Origin of the sequence: Microbacterium sp., assembly GCF_035687345.1 — a bacterium.
Lineage (GTDB): Bacteria > Actinomycetota > Actinomycetes > Actinomycetales > Microbacteriaceae > Microbacterium.
Genome location: NZ_DASRXZ010000020.1, coordinates 33,691 through 50,591 on the forward strand (window position 1 = coordinate 33,691; position 16,901 = coordinate 50,591).

At 70.8% G+C, this 16,901-nt stretch carries 15 protein-coding genes; 3 read left to right on the plus strand and 12 right to left on the minus strand.

Annotation, left to right across the window (positions count from 1 at the left end; translation table 11 throughout):
* Positions 1-3: 3 nt before the first annotated feature.
* The 11 genes from murC to VFF97_RS02305 form a co-directional block, all read right to left on the minus strand.
* Complete coding sequence (gene murC / locus VFF97_RS02255; protein ID WP_325031867.1) at positions 4-1,422, minus strand: UDP-N-acetylmuramate--L-alanine ligase; 1,419 nt, start codon at positions 1,420-1,422, stop codon at positions 4-6.
* 66 nt (positions 1,423-1,488) lie between these two features.
* Complete coding sequence (locus VFF97_RS02260; protein ID WP_325031868.1) at positions 1,489-2,583, minus strand: UDP-N-acetylglucosamine--N-acetylmuramyl-(pentapeptide) pyrophosphoryl-undecaprenol N-acetylglucosamine transferase; 1,095 nt, start codon at positions 2,581-2,583, stop codon at positions 1,489-1,491.
* 138 nt (positions 2,584-2,721) lie between these two features.
* A complete protein-coding gene (ftsW, locus tag VFF97_RS02265; RefSeq protein WP_325031869.1) occupies positions 2,722-3,987 on the minus strand; it encodes a putative lipid II flippase FtsW in 1,266 nt (421 codons plus the stop codon).
* Positions 3,947-5,482, minus strand: coding sequence for a UDP-N-acetylmuramoyl-L-alanine--D-glutamate ligase (gene murD, locus VFF97_RS02270; protein WP_325031870.1), 1,536 nt, complete (start codon positions 5,480-5,482; stop codon positions 3,947-3,949). Before murD ends, ftsW begins: the two co-directional genes overlap by 41 nt.
* Positions 5,479-6,591, minus strand: a complete 1,113-nt coding sequence (gene mraY, locus VFF97_RS02275; protein WP_325031871.1) for a phospho-N-acetylmuramoyl-pentapeptide-transferase — start codon at positions 6,589-6,591, stop codon at positions 5,479-5,481. Before mraY ends, murD begins: the two co-directional genes overlap by 4 nt.
* Positions 6,588-8,000: a UDP-N-acetylmuramoyl-tripeptide--D-alanyl-D-alanine ligase gene (locus VFF97_RS02280; protein ID WP_325031872.1), complete on the minus strand. Its 1,413-nt coding sequence runs from the start codon at positions 7,998-8,000 to the stop codon at positions 6,588-6,590. The genes mraY and VFF97_RS02280 overlap by 4 nt, the downstream gene beginning before the upstream one ends.
* A gap of 21 nt (positions 8,001-8,021) precedes the next feature.
* Complete coding sequence (locus VFF97_RS02285; protein WP_325031873.1) at positions 8,022-9,806, minus strand: penicillin-binding protein 2; 1,785 nt, start codon at positions 9,804-9,806, stop codon at positions 8,022-8,024.
* Positions 9,807-9,810: 4 nt separating this feature from the next.
* Entirely contained in the window at positions 9,811-10,443 is a 633-nt protein-coding gene (locus tag VFF97_RS02290) for a hypothetical protein (protein WP_325031874.1), read from the minus strand.
* Positions 10,440-11,411: a 16S rRNA (cytosine(1402)-N(4))-methyltransferase RsmH gene (gene rsmH / locus VFF97_RS02295; protein WP_325031875.1), complete on the minus strand. Its 972-nt coding sequence runs from the start codon at positions 11,409-11,411 to the stop codon at positions 10,440-10,442. The genes VFF97_RS02290 and rsmH overlap by 4 nt, the downstream gene beginning before the upstream one ends.
* Positions 11,412-11,516: 105 nt before the next feature.
* Positions 11,517-11,948, minus strand: a complete 432-nt coding sequence (gene mraZ / locus VFF97_RS02300) for a division/cell wall cluster transcriptional repressor MraZ (protein ID WP_325031881.1) — start codon at positions 11,946-11,948, stop codon at positions 11,517-11,519.
* A 183-nt stretch (positions 11,949-12,131) separates the two neighbouring features.
* On the minus strand, positions 12,132-12,506 hold the full coding sequence (locus VFF97_RS02305; protein ID WP_325031876.1) for a DUF3040 domain-containing protein: 375 nt from the start codon (positions 12,504-12,506) through the stop codon (positions 12,132-12,134).
* Between the two features lie 65 nt (positions 12,507-12,571).
* On the opposite strand from VFF97_RS02305, the gene VFF97_RS02310 reads away from it, so the two are divergent.
* Positions 12,572-13,675: a polyprenyl synthetase family protein gene (locus VFF97_RS02310; RefSeq protein WP_325031877.1), complete on the plus strand. Its 1,104-nt coding sequence runs from the start codon at positions 12,572-12,574 to the stop codon at positions 13,673-13,675.
* Here VFF97_RS02310 and VFF97_RS02315 read toward each other — a convergent pair whose 3' ends face one another.
* Positions 13,676-14,002: an Rv2175c family DNA-binding protein gene (locus VFF97_RS02315; protein WP_325031882.1), complete on the minus strand. Its 327-nt coding sequence runs from the start codon at positions 14,000-14,002 to the stop codon at positions 13,676-13,678.
* A gap of 267 nt (positions 14,003-14,269) precedes the next feature.
* Between VFF97_RS02315 and VFF97_RS02320 the strand changes: the two genes are divergently transcribed.
* Together VFF97_RS02320 and pknB are read left to right on the plus strand one after the other, a co-directional pair.
* Positions 14,270-15,439 (plus strand): muramidase family protein, encoded by a 1,170-nt coding sequence (locus VFF97_RS02320; protein ID WP_325031878.1) that lies wholly within the window; start codon positions 14,270-14,272, stop codon positions 15,437-15,439.
* A 58-nt stretch (positions 15,440-15,497) separates the two neighbouring features.
* The coding region (gene pknB / locus VFF97_RS02325; RefSeq protein ID WP_325031879.1) for a Stk1 family PASTA domain-containing Ser/Thr kinase at positions 15,498-16,901 on the plus strand (1,404 nt) is incomplete at its 3' end.

Consider the following 16,901-nt stretch of genomic DNA (forward strand, 5'->3'; position numbering starts at 1 on the left):
CGACTACTCCCCTGATCCCTCGGCGGGGGCCGAGGACGCGAGCGCCTCGAGAACCTGCGGAATGATCAGGTACACGTTGCCGCACCCGAGCGTGATGACGTAGTCGCCCTCGCGCGCGACGGATGCCGTGTACTCGGCGGCCTCCTGCCAGTCGGGCACGTAGTGCACGCGCGACGGGTCGGAGAACGCGCCGCTCACGAGCTCGCCGGTGACACCCGGGACGGGGTCCTCGCGGGCGCCGTACACGTCGAGCATCACGGTGTGGTCGGCGTAGGTCTCGAGCACCTCGGCGAACTCGCGGTACATCTCCTGCGTGCGCGAGTACGTGTGCGGCTGCTGGATCGCGATGATGCGTCCGTCGCCGATCACGGTGCGCGCTGCCGCAAGCGCCGCAGCGACCTCGGTCGGGTGGTGGGCGTAGTCGTCGTAGACGCTCACGCCCCGTTCGACGCCGTGCAGCTCGAAGCGGCGGATCGTGCCCTCGAAGCGCTCGACCGCGCGAACGGCGGGCTCGAGCTCGTGGCCGAGGGTCAGGAGCACCGCCACCGCCCCGGCGGCGTTGATCGCGTTGTGCGCCCCGGGGATGGGGAGCTTCGCGTCGATCGAGATGCCACCGTGCTCGATCGTGAACGACACGGGGCCGTCGGTGCGGATGCCGGTGACCCGCACGTCCGCTCCCGCGGACTCGCCGAACGTGACGACGTTCTCGTGCGAGATGCGTGCGGCGACGCTCCGTGCGCCCGGGTCGTCGGCCGAGATGACGACCGCCTCGCGCGCCTCGTTCGCGAACCGGGCGAACGCCTCGTCGAACGCGTCGCGCGTCCCGTAGTGGTCGAGGTGGTCGGGGTCGACGTTGGTGATGAGCGCGATCGACGTGTCGTACAGCAGGAAGGTGCCGTCGGACTCGTCCGCCTCGATCACGAAGAGCTCGTCGGCGCCCGTGCGGCTCGAGACGCCGAGCTGCGCGATGACGCCGCCGTTCACGAACGTCGGGTCGGCGCCGAGCGCGTCGAGCGCGACGACGATCATGCCGGTGGACGTCGTCTTGCCGTGCGCGCCCGCGACGGATACGAGCCGGCGTCCGCCGATGAGCCAGTACAGCGCCTGCGAGCGGTGGATGACGTGCAGTCCGCGCTCCTTCGCGAGGACGTACTCCGGGTTCTCGGGCCAGATCGCGCCCGTGTGCACGACGGTGTCGACGTCGTCGGCGAGGTTCGCGGCGTCATGCCCGACGTACACGCGCGCGCCGCGCGCGGCGAGAGCCTGCAGGGCCGCGCTGTCGGCGCGGTCGGAGCCCGACACGCGGATGCCCCGATCGAGGAACATGCCGGCGAGCCCGGACATGCCCGAGCCTCCGATCCCGATGAAGTGGGCGGACTCGATGGTCTCGGGGATGGGAAGGCTCAGGTCAGGTCTGATCATGACCCGTCAATCTTAGGTTGGGCGCCGGTGCGGACGGCCTCCGCACACGCCGCTCCCGGGTGCCGCTCAGGCTCGGCGCCGGGCGAGCGCTCCGTCGATCATCGCGACGACGTTGTCGGTGCCCGCACGCGTGCCGACGGATGCCGCGGCCGCCCGCATCGCGTCACGTGCTGCCTCGTTCGCGAGCAGCGGCACCACCTCGGAGCGCACGCGATCGCCCGTGAACTCCACGTCGAGGATGAGCCGTGCCGCGCCGGCGCGCACCGCCGAGGACGCGTTGAGCACCTGCTCGCCGTTGCCCACCGCGTACGGCACGTACACCGCGGGGATCCCGAGCGCGCTGATCTCGCTCACCGTCGCGGCGCCCGCGCGCGACACGATGAGGTCGGCGATCGCGAACGCGAGGTCCATGCGGTCGACGTAGCGCCGCACGCAATACCCCGGCACGCCGGGGTCGGCGAGGTCGGAGCGCTCGCCCGTCACGTGGATCAGCTGCCACCCGGCGGCGAGCACGTCCTTCCATGCGGCACCGTGTCGTTCGCCAAAGGCCTCGTTGAGGCGCTGGGCGCCGAGCGAGCCGCCGAAGACGAGAAGCGTGGGCTTCTCGGGGTCGAGACCGAAGTGCTCGGCCGCCTCGGCGCGCAGCGCCGCACGATCGAGGTCGACGATCTCGCGTCGCAACGGCATCCCGACGACCTGCGCGCCCTTGAGCGGCGTTCCCTCGAACGCGACGCCCACGCCCGCGGCTCCGCGCGCGCCGAGCCGGTTCGCGAGGCCCGGGCGGGCGTTCGCCTCGTGCACGATGTACGGCACGCCCTCGCGACGCGCAGCGACGTAGGCGGGGGCGGATGCGTACCCGCCGAAGCCCACGACGACGTCGACGCCGCGCTCGCGGATGTGCCGGCGGACCTGCGCGATCGCGCGCGCGAAGCGCGTCGGGAATGCCGCCGCCGCGCGATCCGGCCGCCGGGGGAAGGGAACCTTGTCGACGATGAGCAGCTCGTACCCGCGCTCGGGCACGAGACGCGCCTCGAGCCCCTCGCGCGTGCCGAGCACGAGCACGTCGGCGTCGGCGTCACGCTCGCGGAGGGCGTCCGCGACGGCGAGCAGCGGGTTGACGTGTCCGGCGGTTCCACCGCCGGCGAGCAGGTACGTGGTCATCCGTTCGATTCTCCCAGACGCGGTCGCCGGAGCATCCGTCTCTCCCCACCGGCGTCCCGCACTCGGCTCCCCTTCACCGGTTCAGGACATCCGGCGCAGTCAGGAAAGTGCGTGGGCGAAGGTCCTGCGCCGGGCGGATCACCTGATCTCGGACGCTCGAGCGGCGGATCGCGGTGCGCGGCGGCGCGCCGCTGCCGAGCCCGACGCGGCACGCTTGGCCGGGAGCGACCGAGCGAACGACAGCAGCACGCCCGACGCGAGGAGCACCGACAGCAGCGACGTGCCGCCCTGCGACATGAACGGCAGGGGCACGCCCAGCACGGGGAAGACCCGCAGCACGACGCCGATGTTGATGAGCGCCTGGCCGACGATCCACACGGTGATGCCGCCCGAGACGATCCGGACGAACGGGTCGTCGGTCTTGCGGATGACGTGGAACGCGCCGACCGCGAAGAGGGCGAAGAGCGCCAGCACGACGGCGCATCCGATGAGCCCGAGCTCCTCGCCCACGATCGCGAAGATGTAGTCGTTCGCGGCGGCCGGGAGCCAGTCGTACTTCTCGCGGGAGTTGCCGAGGCCGAGGCCGAAGATGCCGCCGCCCGCGAGCCCCCAGATGCCGTGCAGGGGCTGGTAGCAGTCGTTGTAGTAGTCGCCCAGGCAATCCGGGTTGAGGAAACTCATGAAGCGGCGCACACGGTCGGGGCTCGTGACCGCGAGATACGCGACCGCGAGGCCCGCGGCGATCGCCGGCAGCACGAAGATCCGCAGCTTGACGCCCGAGAAGAAGAGCGCGCCGAGCACGATCAGCACGAGGATCATGGCCGTGCCGAGGTCGTCGCCCGCCATGACCGTGCCGATCACGAGGATCGCCACCGGAACCAGCGGGATGAACACGTGTCGCCACAGCCCGAGCAGCGTCCGCTTGCGGAACAGCACATACCCGACCCACAGCGCGAGCGCGAGCTTCAGGAACTCCGACGGCTGCGCCTGCACGCCCGCGATCTGGATCCAGTTGCGGTTTCCGTACGCCTCGACGCCGAGCGGCGTGAACACGAGCATCTGGAAGATCGTCGCGAAGATGAGCGCGATCCACGCGATGCGCTTCCAGAACGCGACCGGGAACCGGCTCGCGACGAACATGAGGGGCACGCCGATCGCAGCGAACATGAGCTGCTTGAGCACGGCGTCGTACGGTTCGCCGCCGGATGCGGCAGACGTCGCCGATGTCGCCGACAGCACCATCACGAGCCCGAAGATCGTCAGCAGCAGCGCGGTCGACGAGATGAGCAGGAACTCGTTCGGCACCGGCGCGAACACGCGCCCGAGCGAGATGCGGGCGGCGAGGCCCTTGCGGGGCTTCGGCTCAGGCGCCGTCGCCGGAGGGCGGGTCTGCGTCGTGCTCACCGTCGCCCCCTCCGGTCCTCGTTCTCACCGCGTCCGCGAACCGGCTGCCCCGGTCCGCGTACGACGCGAACTGGTCGAACGATGCGGCGGCCGGGGCGAGCAGGACGACGTCGCCGTCCTGTGCCACCTCGGCCGCGAGCTCGACCACCCGCGCCATGACATCCTCAGTCTCCGCGTCGTCCACCTCGATGACCGGCACGTCGGGCGCGTGTCGCGCGAACGCCGAGACGACGTCGGTGCGGTCGACGCCGATCACGATGGCGGTTTTCACGGATGCCCCGCGCTCCGCCACGAGCGCCGAGATGTCGACGCCCTTGAGCAGTCCGCCCACGATCCACACCGCGCCGGGGTACGCCGCGAGCGACGACGCGGCCGCGTGGGGGTTGGTCGCCTTGGAGTCGTCGACCCACGTGACGCCGTCGGTCACCGCGACGACCTCGATGCGGTGCGGGTCGAGGCGGAACGTGCGCAGCGCGTCGCGCACGGCGGACGGCGGCACGTCGAGCGAACGCGCGAGCGCCGCCGCCGCGAGGATGTTCGCGACGACGTGCGGCGCGGAGAGACCTTCTTCGGCGAGCTCGGCGACCGTGGTCAGCTCGAGTGCGCTCGTGCGGCGATCCTCCAGGAATGCGCGATCGACGAGGATCCCCTCGATGACGCCCATGTCACTCGGCCCGGGCACCCCGAGGTCGAACCCGATCGCGCGCGCGCCCTCGACGACGTCGGCGTCCTCGACCATGCGGCGCGTCGCCTCATCCGCCTTGTTGTAAACGCACGCGACGCGCGTGTTGTCGTAGACGTGCGCCTTCGCCTCGCGGTAGGAGTCGAACGACCCGTGCCACTCGAGGTGGTCGTCGGCGAGGTTGAGGCACACGGCCGCGTGCGGCGACACCGGGTCGGGGCCGCTCTGCAGCCCGAGGTACCACAGCTGGTGGCTCGACAGCTCGACCACGAGCGCGTCGAAGCCCGCCGGATCGCGCACCGCGTCGAGCACGGGCGTGCCGATGTTGCCGACGGGGGCCGCGCGGAGACCGCCGGCCACGAGCATCGTCGCCGTCAGCCGTGTCGTCGTCGTCTTGCCGTTCGTGCCCGTCACCAGCACCCAGTCGGCCGGAGTCCCGTCGGACCGCACGACCTTGTCGCGCACGCGCCACGCGAGCTCGATGTCGCCCCACAGGGCGATGCCCCTCTCCTGCGCCCAGGCGATGACCGGATGCCGCGGCGCGAACCCGGGTGATGCGACGATCACCTCGGGCGCGAAGTCGACGAGGTCGGCCGGCACCGGATCGAGCGGGCCGATCGACGACCGCGCCCCGATGACGGGCAGCAGCCGCGCGTACTCCTCGTCGGCGGACTCGGACACGACGAGCACCTCGGCACCGAGCTCGGCGAGGGTGTCGGCGACCGAGAAGCCCGTCACCGACATGCCGAGCACGGCGGCGCGGAGCCCTTTCCAGTCGGCATGCCAGCTCGTGAGCTCGTCGAGACGGCTCATGTGCGCGTGAGCCATTCGACGTAGAAGAGGCCGATGCCGGCGATGGCGAGCATGCCCGCGATGATCCACATGCGCACGACGATCGTGATCTCGGGCCATCCGCGCATCTCGAGGTGGTGGTGCAGCGGGCTCATGAGGAACAGACGCTTGCCGCGGGTGAGCTTGAAGTAGAGCCGCTGAAGCACGACGGATCCGGGTGCGATCACGTAGACGCCGGCGACGAGCACCGAGAGAAGCTCGGTGCGCGTCAGGATGCACATCGCGGCGATCACGCCGCCGATCGCCATCGAGCCGACGTCGCCCATGAAGACCTTCGCCTTCGGCGCGTTCCACCACAGGAAGCCGAGCATCGCGCCGACGAACGAGGCCGACACGATGGCGAGGTCGAACGGGTCGCGCGTCTGATAGCACGCGTTGCGGACGGCCTCGTTGAGCGTCTCACCGCCCCAGCACGCCTGGTTGAACTGCCAGAACGCGATGAGGCTGTACGCACCGACCACGAAGATCGACGCGCCCGCGGCGAGGCCGTCGAGGCCGTCGGTGACGTTGACGCCGTTCGAGAAGGCGACGCCGATGAACGTGATCCACAGCGTGTAGAGGATCCAGCCGGCGACCGCGCCGAGCGCCATGAACGAGAGCACCGGGATGTCGCGGAACAGCGACACATACGGCGAGGCGGGCGTCTGGCCCATCGGGCTCGGGAAGTTGAGCGCCGTGATCGCGAAGGGCACCGCGACGAGCACCTGACCGAGGATCTTGCGCCAGCCGGTGAGCCCGAGGCTGCGCTGGCGGCGCACCTTCATGAAGTCGTCGATGAACCCGACGGCGCCGAAGCCGACCATCATCCACAAGACGAGCAGACCCGAGATGGTGGGCGGGTTGTTTCCCGTGTAGCCGCCGACGAGGTATCCGACGACCGTCCCGACGATGAAGATCGTGCCGCCCATCGTGGGCGTGCCGCGCTTGGCGCCGTGGCTCGGGTTGTGGATGTCTTCGGGGGTGCGGATGACCTGGCCCCAGCCCCACTTGCGGAACAGCCGCAGGAACACGGGGGTGAGGAAGAGCGTGAACGCGAGCGAGATCGCCGCCGCCGTCAGGAGAGATCTCACGAGAACGATTCTCCCAGACGATCGCCCAGGAACCGGAGGCCCGCCGAGTTCGACGACTTCACGAGAACGCGATCGCCGTCGCGCAGCTCGCCCATGAGGTAGTCGTACGCCTCGTCGGCGGTCTCGAAGAAGACGGCTTCGTCGGACCATGACCCTTCGCCGACCGCGGCGAGGTACATGCGCCGCGCGTCGCGACCGACGATCACGATCCGCGGGATCCGCAGCCGCACGGCGAGCTCGCCGATGCGGTCGTGCTCCTCCCCCGCGAACTCGCCGAGCTCGCTCATCGCGCCGAGGACGGCGACCATGCGCTCGCCGGGTCGCGTGATCTGCGCGAGGGTGCGGAGTGCAGCGGCCATCGAGTCGGGACTCGCGTTGTAGGCGTCGTTGATGATGCGCACGCGGTCCGAGCCGAGCGGCTGCATCCGCCAGCGCTCGGCGAGCTCGAGGGTCTCGAGCCGCGCGACGCTGTCGGCCGGCGAGACCCCGAGGGCTGTTGCGGTCGCGATCGAGGCGAGCGCGTTCATGACGTGGTGCTCGCCGAGCACCTTGAGCCGCAGCTCGTGCCGCTCGCCATCGACCACGATGGTCGAGCGGGTGCCGCCGGGCGTCACCTCGACGTCCTCGGCGCGCACGTCCGCGCTCTCGCCGCGTCCGAACCAGCGCACGCGCGCGCCCTTCTCGGCGGCGATCGGCGCCATGCCCGCGACGCGCGCGTCGTCGGCGTTGAGCACTGCGATCCCGCCGGGGCGCATCGCCCGCACGAGCTCCGACTTCGCCTCGACGGTCGTCTCGATCCCGCCGAATCCGCCCGCGTGAGCGAGACCCACCATGAGCACGACCGCGACATCGGGCTCGACGAGACCCGCGAGGCGGGCGATCTCGCCCGGCGCGCTCGCGCCGAACTCGCTCACGAGGAAGGCCGTGTCGTGCGTGACGCGCAGCATCGTCAATGGCGCGCCCACCTCGTTGTTGAACGACGCGCGCGGCGCGACGGTCTCGCCCTCGTCCTGCAGGATTCGCGCGAGCATGTTCTTCGTCGTCGTCTTGCCGTTCGAGCCGGTGATGCCGACGACCCGGATGCCGCCACCGGCCCGCACCCGCGCGACGACCTCGCGCGCGAGATCGGCGAGCGCCGCGACGGCATCCGCGACGATCACCTGCGAGACGGGGGCGTCGACCTCGCGCTCGACGATCGCGAGGACGGCGCCTCGCTCGACGGCGGCGCCGACGAACAGGTGCCCGTCGGTGGTCTCACCCGGCTTCGCGACGAACACGTCGCCCGGCTCGATGAGTCTCGAATCGGTGTCGACCGTCCCCGAGACGGTGGTTTCGGCGGTGTCGCCTTCGGCGAGTCGAAGGGTTCCCGAGACGGCGCGGGCAAGCTCGTCGAGGGTCACGCTGATCATGTCTTCTCCGGATGCGGGGGCTCACCCGAACTTCGGGAGCACCTCGGCGGCCTCCGTCGCCGGCATCACACGGTACGTCTTCAGCACCTGTGTCATCGCCTTCTGGAACGCGGGCGCGTTGGCACCAGACGACTTTATCCTGGTGGGCTCGTCGAGGGTGACCGCGACGACGAACTGCGGATCGTCGGCCGGGGCGAACCCGATCATCGTCGTGAAGTACGAGCCGGCCTTGTAGCGGCCGTTCCCGTCGGACTTCTCACCCGTTCCCGTCTTGACGCCGATGCGGTAGCCCGGGATCTCGACCTGCCTCGCGTAGTTCGCCTGGAGCGCGACGTTCTCGAGGATCGTCCGCATCTGCGCGGAGGTCTGCTCGCTCACAACCTGCGTCGGGGCCGGAAGCTCCGGCTCGACGACGGTCCCGTCGGCCTTCGTGCACGCCTCGACGATCGACAGCGGCATCCGGATGCCGTCGTTCACGAGCCCGGCGTACGCTCCGACCAGCTCGGGCAGGGTCGTCGTCACGCCCTGACCGTACGACGTGTTGTAGACCGTCTGGCGGTCCCACTCGGACGCAGGACGCAGCAGGCCGTGCTGCTCCCCCGCGAAGCCGACGGCGCTGCCCTCTCCGATGCCGAACCTCTTCAGGTACTCGTACCGGGTCTGCGGGTCGACCTTCTCGCTGAACTTCGAGATGCCCGCGTTCGACGAGTCGATGAGCACGCCCGTGAGCGTGTACTCGTACGGCGGGTGGGCGAACGCGTCGCGCACGCGCGCGCCGTTCGGGAAGCGCTCGTCGCTGGACGCGATGACGGTCGACAGCGGCGACTGGCCGCCCGCGTCGATGACGGTCGCGGCGGTCAGCGCCTTGAACGTCGACCCCGGCTCGAACCAGTTCACGAATGCGCGGCTGCCTCGGTCGGCCTCCGGCGACGCGTCGACGTCGTTCGGGTCGACGGTCGGGTACTCGGCGATCGCCCGGATCTTGCCCGTCTCGACCTCGGCCACCATGATCGAGCCGCTCTGCGCACCCATGTCCTGCACCTGCTCGGCGATGAGCTGCTGCAGGAACCACTGCAGGTCGCGGTTGATCGTGAGCTGCAGCGTGCCCCCGTCGACGGCGTCCTCCCGCCGCTCGGTGCCGGGGATGACGACTCCATCCGCCCCGCGCTGGTACGTCACGCGACCATCCTTCGCCGACAGGCAGTCGTCCTCGCTCAGCTCGATGCCCGCGAGCGGGTCGCCGTCGAGGCCGACGAACCCGACGAGGTTGCCGGCGACCGCGCCGTCGGGGTATGCCCGAGCCGGGTGCGGGTCGAAGTACAGGAACGGGATGCCGAGGTCGGCGAGCTTGCGGTACTGCTGCGTCGTGAGCCCCTTCACGAGGCGCGCGTACTGCGAGTTCGGATTCTCGGCGAGCGCGTCTTCGACGACCTTGCGCACCTCTTCGGGGGTCTGCCCCGTGATCTCGGCGATCTGCGCGGAGGACTGCTCCCACGTGATCTCGACCGTGTTGCCGTCGTCGTCCTTGCGCTTGATCGTGCGCACGTTGGACGGGTCGAGCTGCGCGTCGTAGAGCATGATGCTCCCCGCGAGCGGCTGGCCCGTCGCGTCGACGATGGATCCGCGCTCGCCGTACAGCGTGCGCGCGCCGGCGAGCGCGCGGTCCATCGAGTCGGCGATGTGGTCGTCGGCGTTCACGACCTGGATGTCGACCAGACGCACGATGAACCCGGCGAGCACCGCCAGGACGACGGCGAGTGCGACGACGGTCCGCCGGCGCGGGCTGCGTGTGGCTTTCGTCGTCATGTGCTCAGTGTGTCTCCGGGATGGGCAGGCCGTCGGTCAGGGCGGGCGGGGTGTTCACGACTCCGCCGTCACCGGCGTCGGTCCCCGCATCCGTCTCGACGACCGTGGGTCCTTCGATGGTCGCGTCGGGGTCGGTGACCAGCGGCGTGTCCTCGACGAGCGCGTTCGGCACGGCGGCGCGACCGAGCGCATCGATCGACGACCTGCCGAACGACACCTGCCCGGGCCCGAGCAGCGCGCCGTCGCTGAGGCGCAGGTAGGACGGCGCCTCGTCGATCACCATGCCGAGCGCTGTCGCGTTCGCGGCGAGGAACTGCGGTGAGCTGAGCCCCGCGATGTCGTCCTGCAGGATCTGCTTCTGGTAGCTGAGGGCTCGCTGCTCCTCGTTGAGCTTCGACAGCTCGTACGAGCCCTGGGTCATGAGGATCGACAGGACCATCTGGGCCGCCCCGATCGCGAGCGCGCCGACGACGGCGACGATGCCGTAGACGAGCTTCGGGCGACGACGGCGTCGGGCGGGCGCGTCGACGACATGCAGGCGGCGGCCGGGAGACTGCCGCTCGGGCAGCGGTGCGGCGGCGACCGCCGCGGCGGCCGGCGTCATGCCGAGGATGTCGGCGCTGGGCGCGGCGTTCATGCGGTCGCCTCCTTCGCGTGGGCGGGTCGGATCCGCTCGGCGGCACGCAGGCGCACCGGCGTCGCGCGCGGGTTGCGCGCTCGTTCTTCCTCCGTCGCCTGCTCGGCGCCCTTCACGAGGAGCCGGAAGCGCGGAGCATGCTCGGGCAGTTCGACCGGAAGGCCGGCCGGTGCGGTCGACGCGGATGCTTCGGCCAGCGCGCGCTTGACGAGGCGGTCCTCGAGTGACTGGTAGGAGAGCACGACGATCCGGCCGCCGACGGCCAGCAGGTCGAGTGCCGCCGGGATCGCCCGTTCGAGGACGGACAGTTCGCGATTGACCTCGATGCGCAGCGCCTGGAACACGCGCTTGGCCGGATGCCCCGTCCGCTGCGCCGCGTACGGCGTCGCCTTCGTGAGGATCTCGACGAGCCGCCCCGACCGGTCGATCGGGGCTTCGGCGCGCGCGGCGATGATCGCCCGCGCGTACCGGGCCGACAGCTTCTCCTCGCCGTAGCGCTCGAAGATGCGACGCAGCTCGCCCTCGCTGTACGTCGCGAGGATGTCGGCGGCCGTCGTCCCGGACGACTGGTCCATGCGCATGTCCAGCGGTGCGTCCTGCGCGTAGGCGAAGCCGCGCTCCGCCTCGTCGAGCTGGAGGGACGAGACGCCGAGGTCGAACAGAATGGCGTCCACCTCGCTGCGACCCGTCGAGGCGACCGCGTCGGCGATGCCGTCGTAGACCGTGTGCACGAGCGTGACGCGATCGCCGAAGGGGGCCAGGCGATCGCCCGCGATGCGGAGCGCCTCGGTGTCGCGGTCGAGGCCGATGACGTGGAGTGCCGGGAACCGGTCGAGGAATGCCTCGGTGTGACCGCCCATGCCGAGCGTCGCGTCGACGAGCACGGCGTCGGGCCGCCCAAGGGCGGGCGCGAGCAGCTCGATGCAGCGCTCGAGCATGACGGGGGTGTGGATGTCGCGGAGGTCCATGATGTCGGACGGCCTTGTCCCTCGGCCCTGATCCCCATCCGCTTCGACCTGGCACCGGGGAAGGTGCGCCAGGGCGGCAGCGGCTGGGAGTCAGGACCGAGGGCCTCAGAACAGGCCCGGGATCACCTCCTGCTCCATCTCGGCGTAGCTCTCTTCGTTGCCTTCGAGGTAGGCGTTCCACGCGTCGGCGTTCCAGATCTCGGCGTGCGCACCGACGCCGGTGACGACGAGGTCGCGCTCGAGGCCTGCGTAGGCGCGCAGCGGAGGGGGGATCGTTATGCGGTTCTGGCTGTCGGGCTTCTCGGCGCTCGCGCCCGAGAGGAACATGCGGAGGAAGTCGCGGGCCTGCTTGTTCGAGAGCGGTGCCTCGCGGATGCGCTCGTGGATCCGCTCGAACTCCTCGCTGCTGAACACGTACAGGCAGCGCTCCTGCCCGCGCGTGACGACGACTCCTGAGCCGAGGTCGTCGCGGAACTTGGCGGGGAGGATGACGCGCCCTTTGTCATCGAGCTTGGGAGTGTGCGTGCCAAGAAGCATCGACACTTCACCCCCTCACGTCCGGCCCCCACCAGGTTGTCCGCCACTTTACTCCACTTCCCTCCACTTCGTAACCCACATGCGCCCCGACGCGCCGAGCGGGGCGAAGAATGGGCGTGCGGAGGGCACAAAAAAGCACCGACCCTCGGGTCGGTGCTTCGATGCGGTGTCAGCGGATGCGGATCAGCGTTCCCCCTGCCGGCGGTCCCAGCGATCGTTCATCCGGTCCATGAAGGAGGACGACGTCTTCGGCTTGCGCTCACGGGAGGATCCGGCGGCCGCAGCGGTCGCTCCCCCGGCGCCACGGGTCGGAGTGACCGCGAGGATCACGCCACCCAGCATGACGACGAATCCGATCACGCCCACGATGACGAGCGGAACCGAGACCCCGGCGATGAGGCCGCCGAGTCCGATGAGCACCAGGACGGTGCCGAGCACGATGTTGCGATAGCTCAGGGAACGGCCGCCTCCGCGCGCGCTCACGACATCGGCGTCGTTGCGCATGAGATGGCGTTCCATCTCGTCGAGCAGACGCTGCTCCTGTTCGGAGAGTGGCATGCATCCCCCTCTTTGGGCTCTTTCGCCTCGATTCTACGCGGCGCTGGGATCACTAGGCTAGGCCCGTGTCACCCCATAGCGACCCGGTCGAGGCGGTTTCCCAGCGACTCGACACCTTCGTCACGGGTCAGCGCACGAGCACCGCGCGGATGGGCGACGAGGCGGCGCTCCTGGTCGAGGTCGCCGCGTCGACCCTGCGGGGCGGAAAGGGCCTCCGCGGACGCTTCTGCATCGCCGGGTGGAGGGCGGTGGAGGAGGCATCCGTCACGTCTCCCTCGGCGCCCGAGATCACGGATGCCGCGACCACCGCTGCGGCCGCCCTCGAGGTCTTCCACGCCGCGGCCCTCGTCCACGACGACCTGATCGACAACTCCGACACGCGCCGCGGGCGCCCCTCCGCGCACCGCGTCCTCGAGCGCGCGCACCGCGACGCCGGATGGACGGGTGACGCCGAGGCTTTCGGGCGCTCGGCCGCCGTGCTGCTCGGCGACCTGCTCGTCGCGTGGAGCGACGACCTCTTCGAAGAGGCGCTCGCCCAGCTCGACGCCGGGCGCGCCGCCCGCGCCCGCGCGGAGTACGCGACCATGCGGCGCGACGTCACGATGGGGCAGTTCCTCGACATCGCCGAGGAGTCCGCGTACGCGAGCGAGCCCGACGACCGCCATGCCGACCGCGCGCTGCGGGTCGCGTCGTTCAAGTCCGCGCGCTACAGCGTCCAGCAGCCCCTCGTCATCGGCGCGGCGATCGCCGGCGCCGACGACGCGCAGCGCGAGGCGCTCGCGGCGTTCGGGCATCCGCTCGGCATGGCGTTCCAGCTGCGCGACGACGTGCTCGGCGTCTTCGGCGACAGCGCCGAGACAGGCAAGCCGTCCGGGGACGACCTGCGCGAGGGCAAGCGCACCGTGCTCATCGCGTACGCGCGCGCTGCGCTTCCGCCCTCGGCGCGCCGGATCGTCGACGAGCTCATCGGCGACCCGGGGCTCGACGACGAGCAGGTCGCGTCGCTCCAGCGCACGATCGTCGACAGCGGTGCGCTCGACCGAGTCGAGCAGCTCATCGCGGACTACGCGCACGACGCCGACCGCGCGCTGTCGGGCGCACGCCTCGGGAACGCGGCGGTCGGCGAGCTGCGCGATCTCGCGCGAGCCGCGACCGTGCGCACGCGCTGACTACGCGAGAGCCTGCGCGACCCGTCGCACCTCGCTCTTTCGGCCGGCGCGGAGCGCCTCGATGGGTGCGACGCCGATCGAGTCCTCGCTCGTGAGCAGCCAGTCGATCACCTCGTCGTCGGAGAACCCGGCATCGTGCAGCACGATCACGGTTCCCCGCAGCGACGACAGCGGGCGGCCGTCGACGAGGAAGACCGACGGGACCTTGAGCGGCCCGTGGCGGCGCGAGCCGATGAGGTGCGATTCGTCGAGGAGACGATGAACGCGCCCGAGCGGCTCGCCCAGGATGTCGACGAGTTCGGGAAGTGTCAGCCAATCGGTCTCGATGCGCGGCGCGGAATCAGCGGTCACGAAAGCCACTATCTCATCCGCGCGGTGGGGCGGCTCTTGCCACATTCGTCACATCTTCAACACCCGTCACGCAAGAGCACACCTGTTGACACCTGTTCCCATTCGTGACAGCGTTTTCGAAGTCGACAGAGGGGGGATCTCTTGCGACACGAGAATGGTTCGACAGCTTTTCCGGAGGGGCGTGCCGCGCTCCGCCGACGCCGCGCCGCGGCGAGCGGCGCCGCGATAGCGGGCTCCATCGCCATGGTGCTCTCGGCCGCGCCCGCGCAGGCCGCCGAGACGACGGCGGAGACGCCGACACGGATGCCGCACCTCGACCCCGCCGAAGCGGCGCGACTCGGTCCTGCGCGCCCTGCGGGCATGACTGCTGTGGCGGCTCCCGCCGCTGGGCGTCTTGCCGCAGCAGCCACGGTGGGCGCCCCCGCGCCCGCCTCGACCCCGGCGCCGGAGACGTACGTGGTCCAGCGCGGCGACACGGTGAGCGCCATCGCGGCGCGCCACGGCCTGCGCACGGCGGACGTGCTCGCGATCAACGGCCTCAGTTGGTCGAGCATCATCTACCCCGGCCAGGTGCTGCGGCTGACGTCGGGCGCGGCATCCGCCCCCGCCCCCGCCCCTGCGCCGTCGGCGGGCACGACGTACACCGTCCGCGCGGGGGACACGATCTCCGCGATCGCCCGGCGGCACGGCGTCTCGACGACGGCGATGCTCGCCGCGAACGGGCTCGGGTGGTCGAGCATCATCTACCCCGGCCAGGTCGTGAAGATCCCCGGGGGCGGAACGGCCGCCACCGCGCCCTCCGCCGCTCCCTCACCGACGCCGGCGCCCGCACCTGCGCGGCCGGGCACGTCGTACACGATCCAGGCGGGCGACACCGTTTCGGCGATCGCCCGTCGACACGGTGTCTCCACGGCAACCGTGCTCTCGGCCAACGGTCTCAACTGGTCGAGCATCATCTACCCCGGCCAGGTCATCACCATCCCGACGGCGGCGCCGGCCGTGCCCGGCCTCGACGCGGAGCAGGTCGCCAACGCGCAGCTCATCATCCGGATCGGCCGCGAGCTGGGCGTGCCCGACCGCGGCATCGCGATCGCACTCGGCGCGGCCATGCAGGAGTCGTGGCTGCGCAACCTCGACTGGGGTGACCGCGACTCGCTCGGCCTCTTCCAGCAACGGCCGAGCGCCGGATGGGGCACCGCGGCGGAGGTGCTCGATCCCGCACGGGCCACGCGCGCGTTCTTCGGCGGTCCGGGAGACCCCAACGGCACGCGCACGCGCGGACTGCTCGACATCCCCGGATGGGAGGGCATGAGCTTCGCGCAGGCCGCTCAGGCCGTGCAGGTCTCGGCGTATCCGGATCGTTATGCGAGGTGGGAGCAGCCCGCTCACGCCTGGCTCGCGGCCCTCGGCTGACGGTCGCGCGGGTGCGCCGCTGCCCGGGCTGCTCTCACGGCGTCCGTAGACTTCTCCCGTGAGCACGAGCCAGCAGGTGGACCCGCTGATCGGCCGTCTCGTCGACGGCCGATACCGGGTTCGCGCGCGCATCGCGCGCGGCGGCATGGCGACGGTCTACGTCGCCACCGACCTGCGGCTCGAGCGCCGCGTCGCGCTCAAGGTGATGCACAGCCATCTGAGTGACGACACCGTGTTCCAGAGCCGGTTCATCCAGGAGGCCCGAGCCGCCGCCCGCCTCGCCGACCCCCACGTCGTCAACGTGTTCGACCAGGGTCAGGACGGCGAGATGGCGTACCTCGTCATGGAGTACCTGCCGGGCATCACCCTGCGCGAACTGCTCCGCGAGCAGCGGCGCCTCACCGTGCCCCAGACGATCTCGGTCATGGACGCCGTGCTGTCGGGCCTGGCCGCCGCGCACCGCGCGGGCATCGTGCACCGCGATGTCAAGCCCGAGAACGTGCTGCTCGCCGAGGACGGGCGCATCAAGATCGGCGACTTCGGGCTAGCGCGCGCGACGACCGCGAACACCGCGACCGGCTCGCAGCTGCTCGGCACGATCGCCTACCTCGCACCCGAGCTCGTCACGCGCGGCACCGCCGACGCCCGCAGCGACATCTACGCACTCGGCATCATGCTCTACGAGATGCTCACCGGCGAGCAGCCGTACAAGGGCGAGCAGCCGATGCAGATCGCCTACCAGCACGCGACCGACTCGGTGCCGCGCCCGAGCGTCAAGAACCCCGGCGTGCCCGAGCAGCTCGACGAGCTCGTGCTGTGGGCCACCGAGAAGGCGCCAGACGACCGCCCCACCGACGCGCAGGTCATGCTCGACCGGCTGCGCGAGATCGAGCGCGAGCTCGGCATCACGCCGCAGACCACCACGCGCTCGGCGGCGACCGGCGTGATCGCCGACGATGTCATCGACTCGGGCGAGCTCACCGCCGTGCTCCCCACGACCGCAGGGCACACGACCAGCCCCGTCGAGACCGTCGACAACGCGACGCGCCTGCGCCGCGCCACCAAGCGCCGCGCCGCGAAGGGCGGCTGGCTCATCGCGCTCGTCCTGCTCCTCGCGGGTCTCGCCGGCGCGACCGGGTGGTGGTTCGGGTCGGGTCCCGGATCCCTCGTCGCGGTGCCGGATGTCGCGGGGCGCACGTTCGCCGAGGCGCAGCAGCTCCTCGCGGCCGAGTCGCTGGTGGCCGTCGAGGAGGGCGAGAACAGCCTCGACGTCGAACCGGGACTCGTGATCCGCAGCGAGCCACCCGTGGGGGCCCGCGTCGAGAAGGAGTCCGAGGTCCGCGTCATCGTGTCGCTCGGACCGGCTGAGGTCACGGTGGAACGGCTCATCGACCTCACCGAGACGGATGCGCGAAGAATCCTCCAGGACCTCGGGATCACACCCGACGAAGAGAACGAGGAG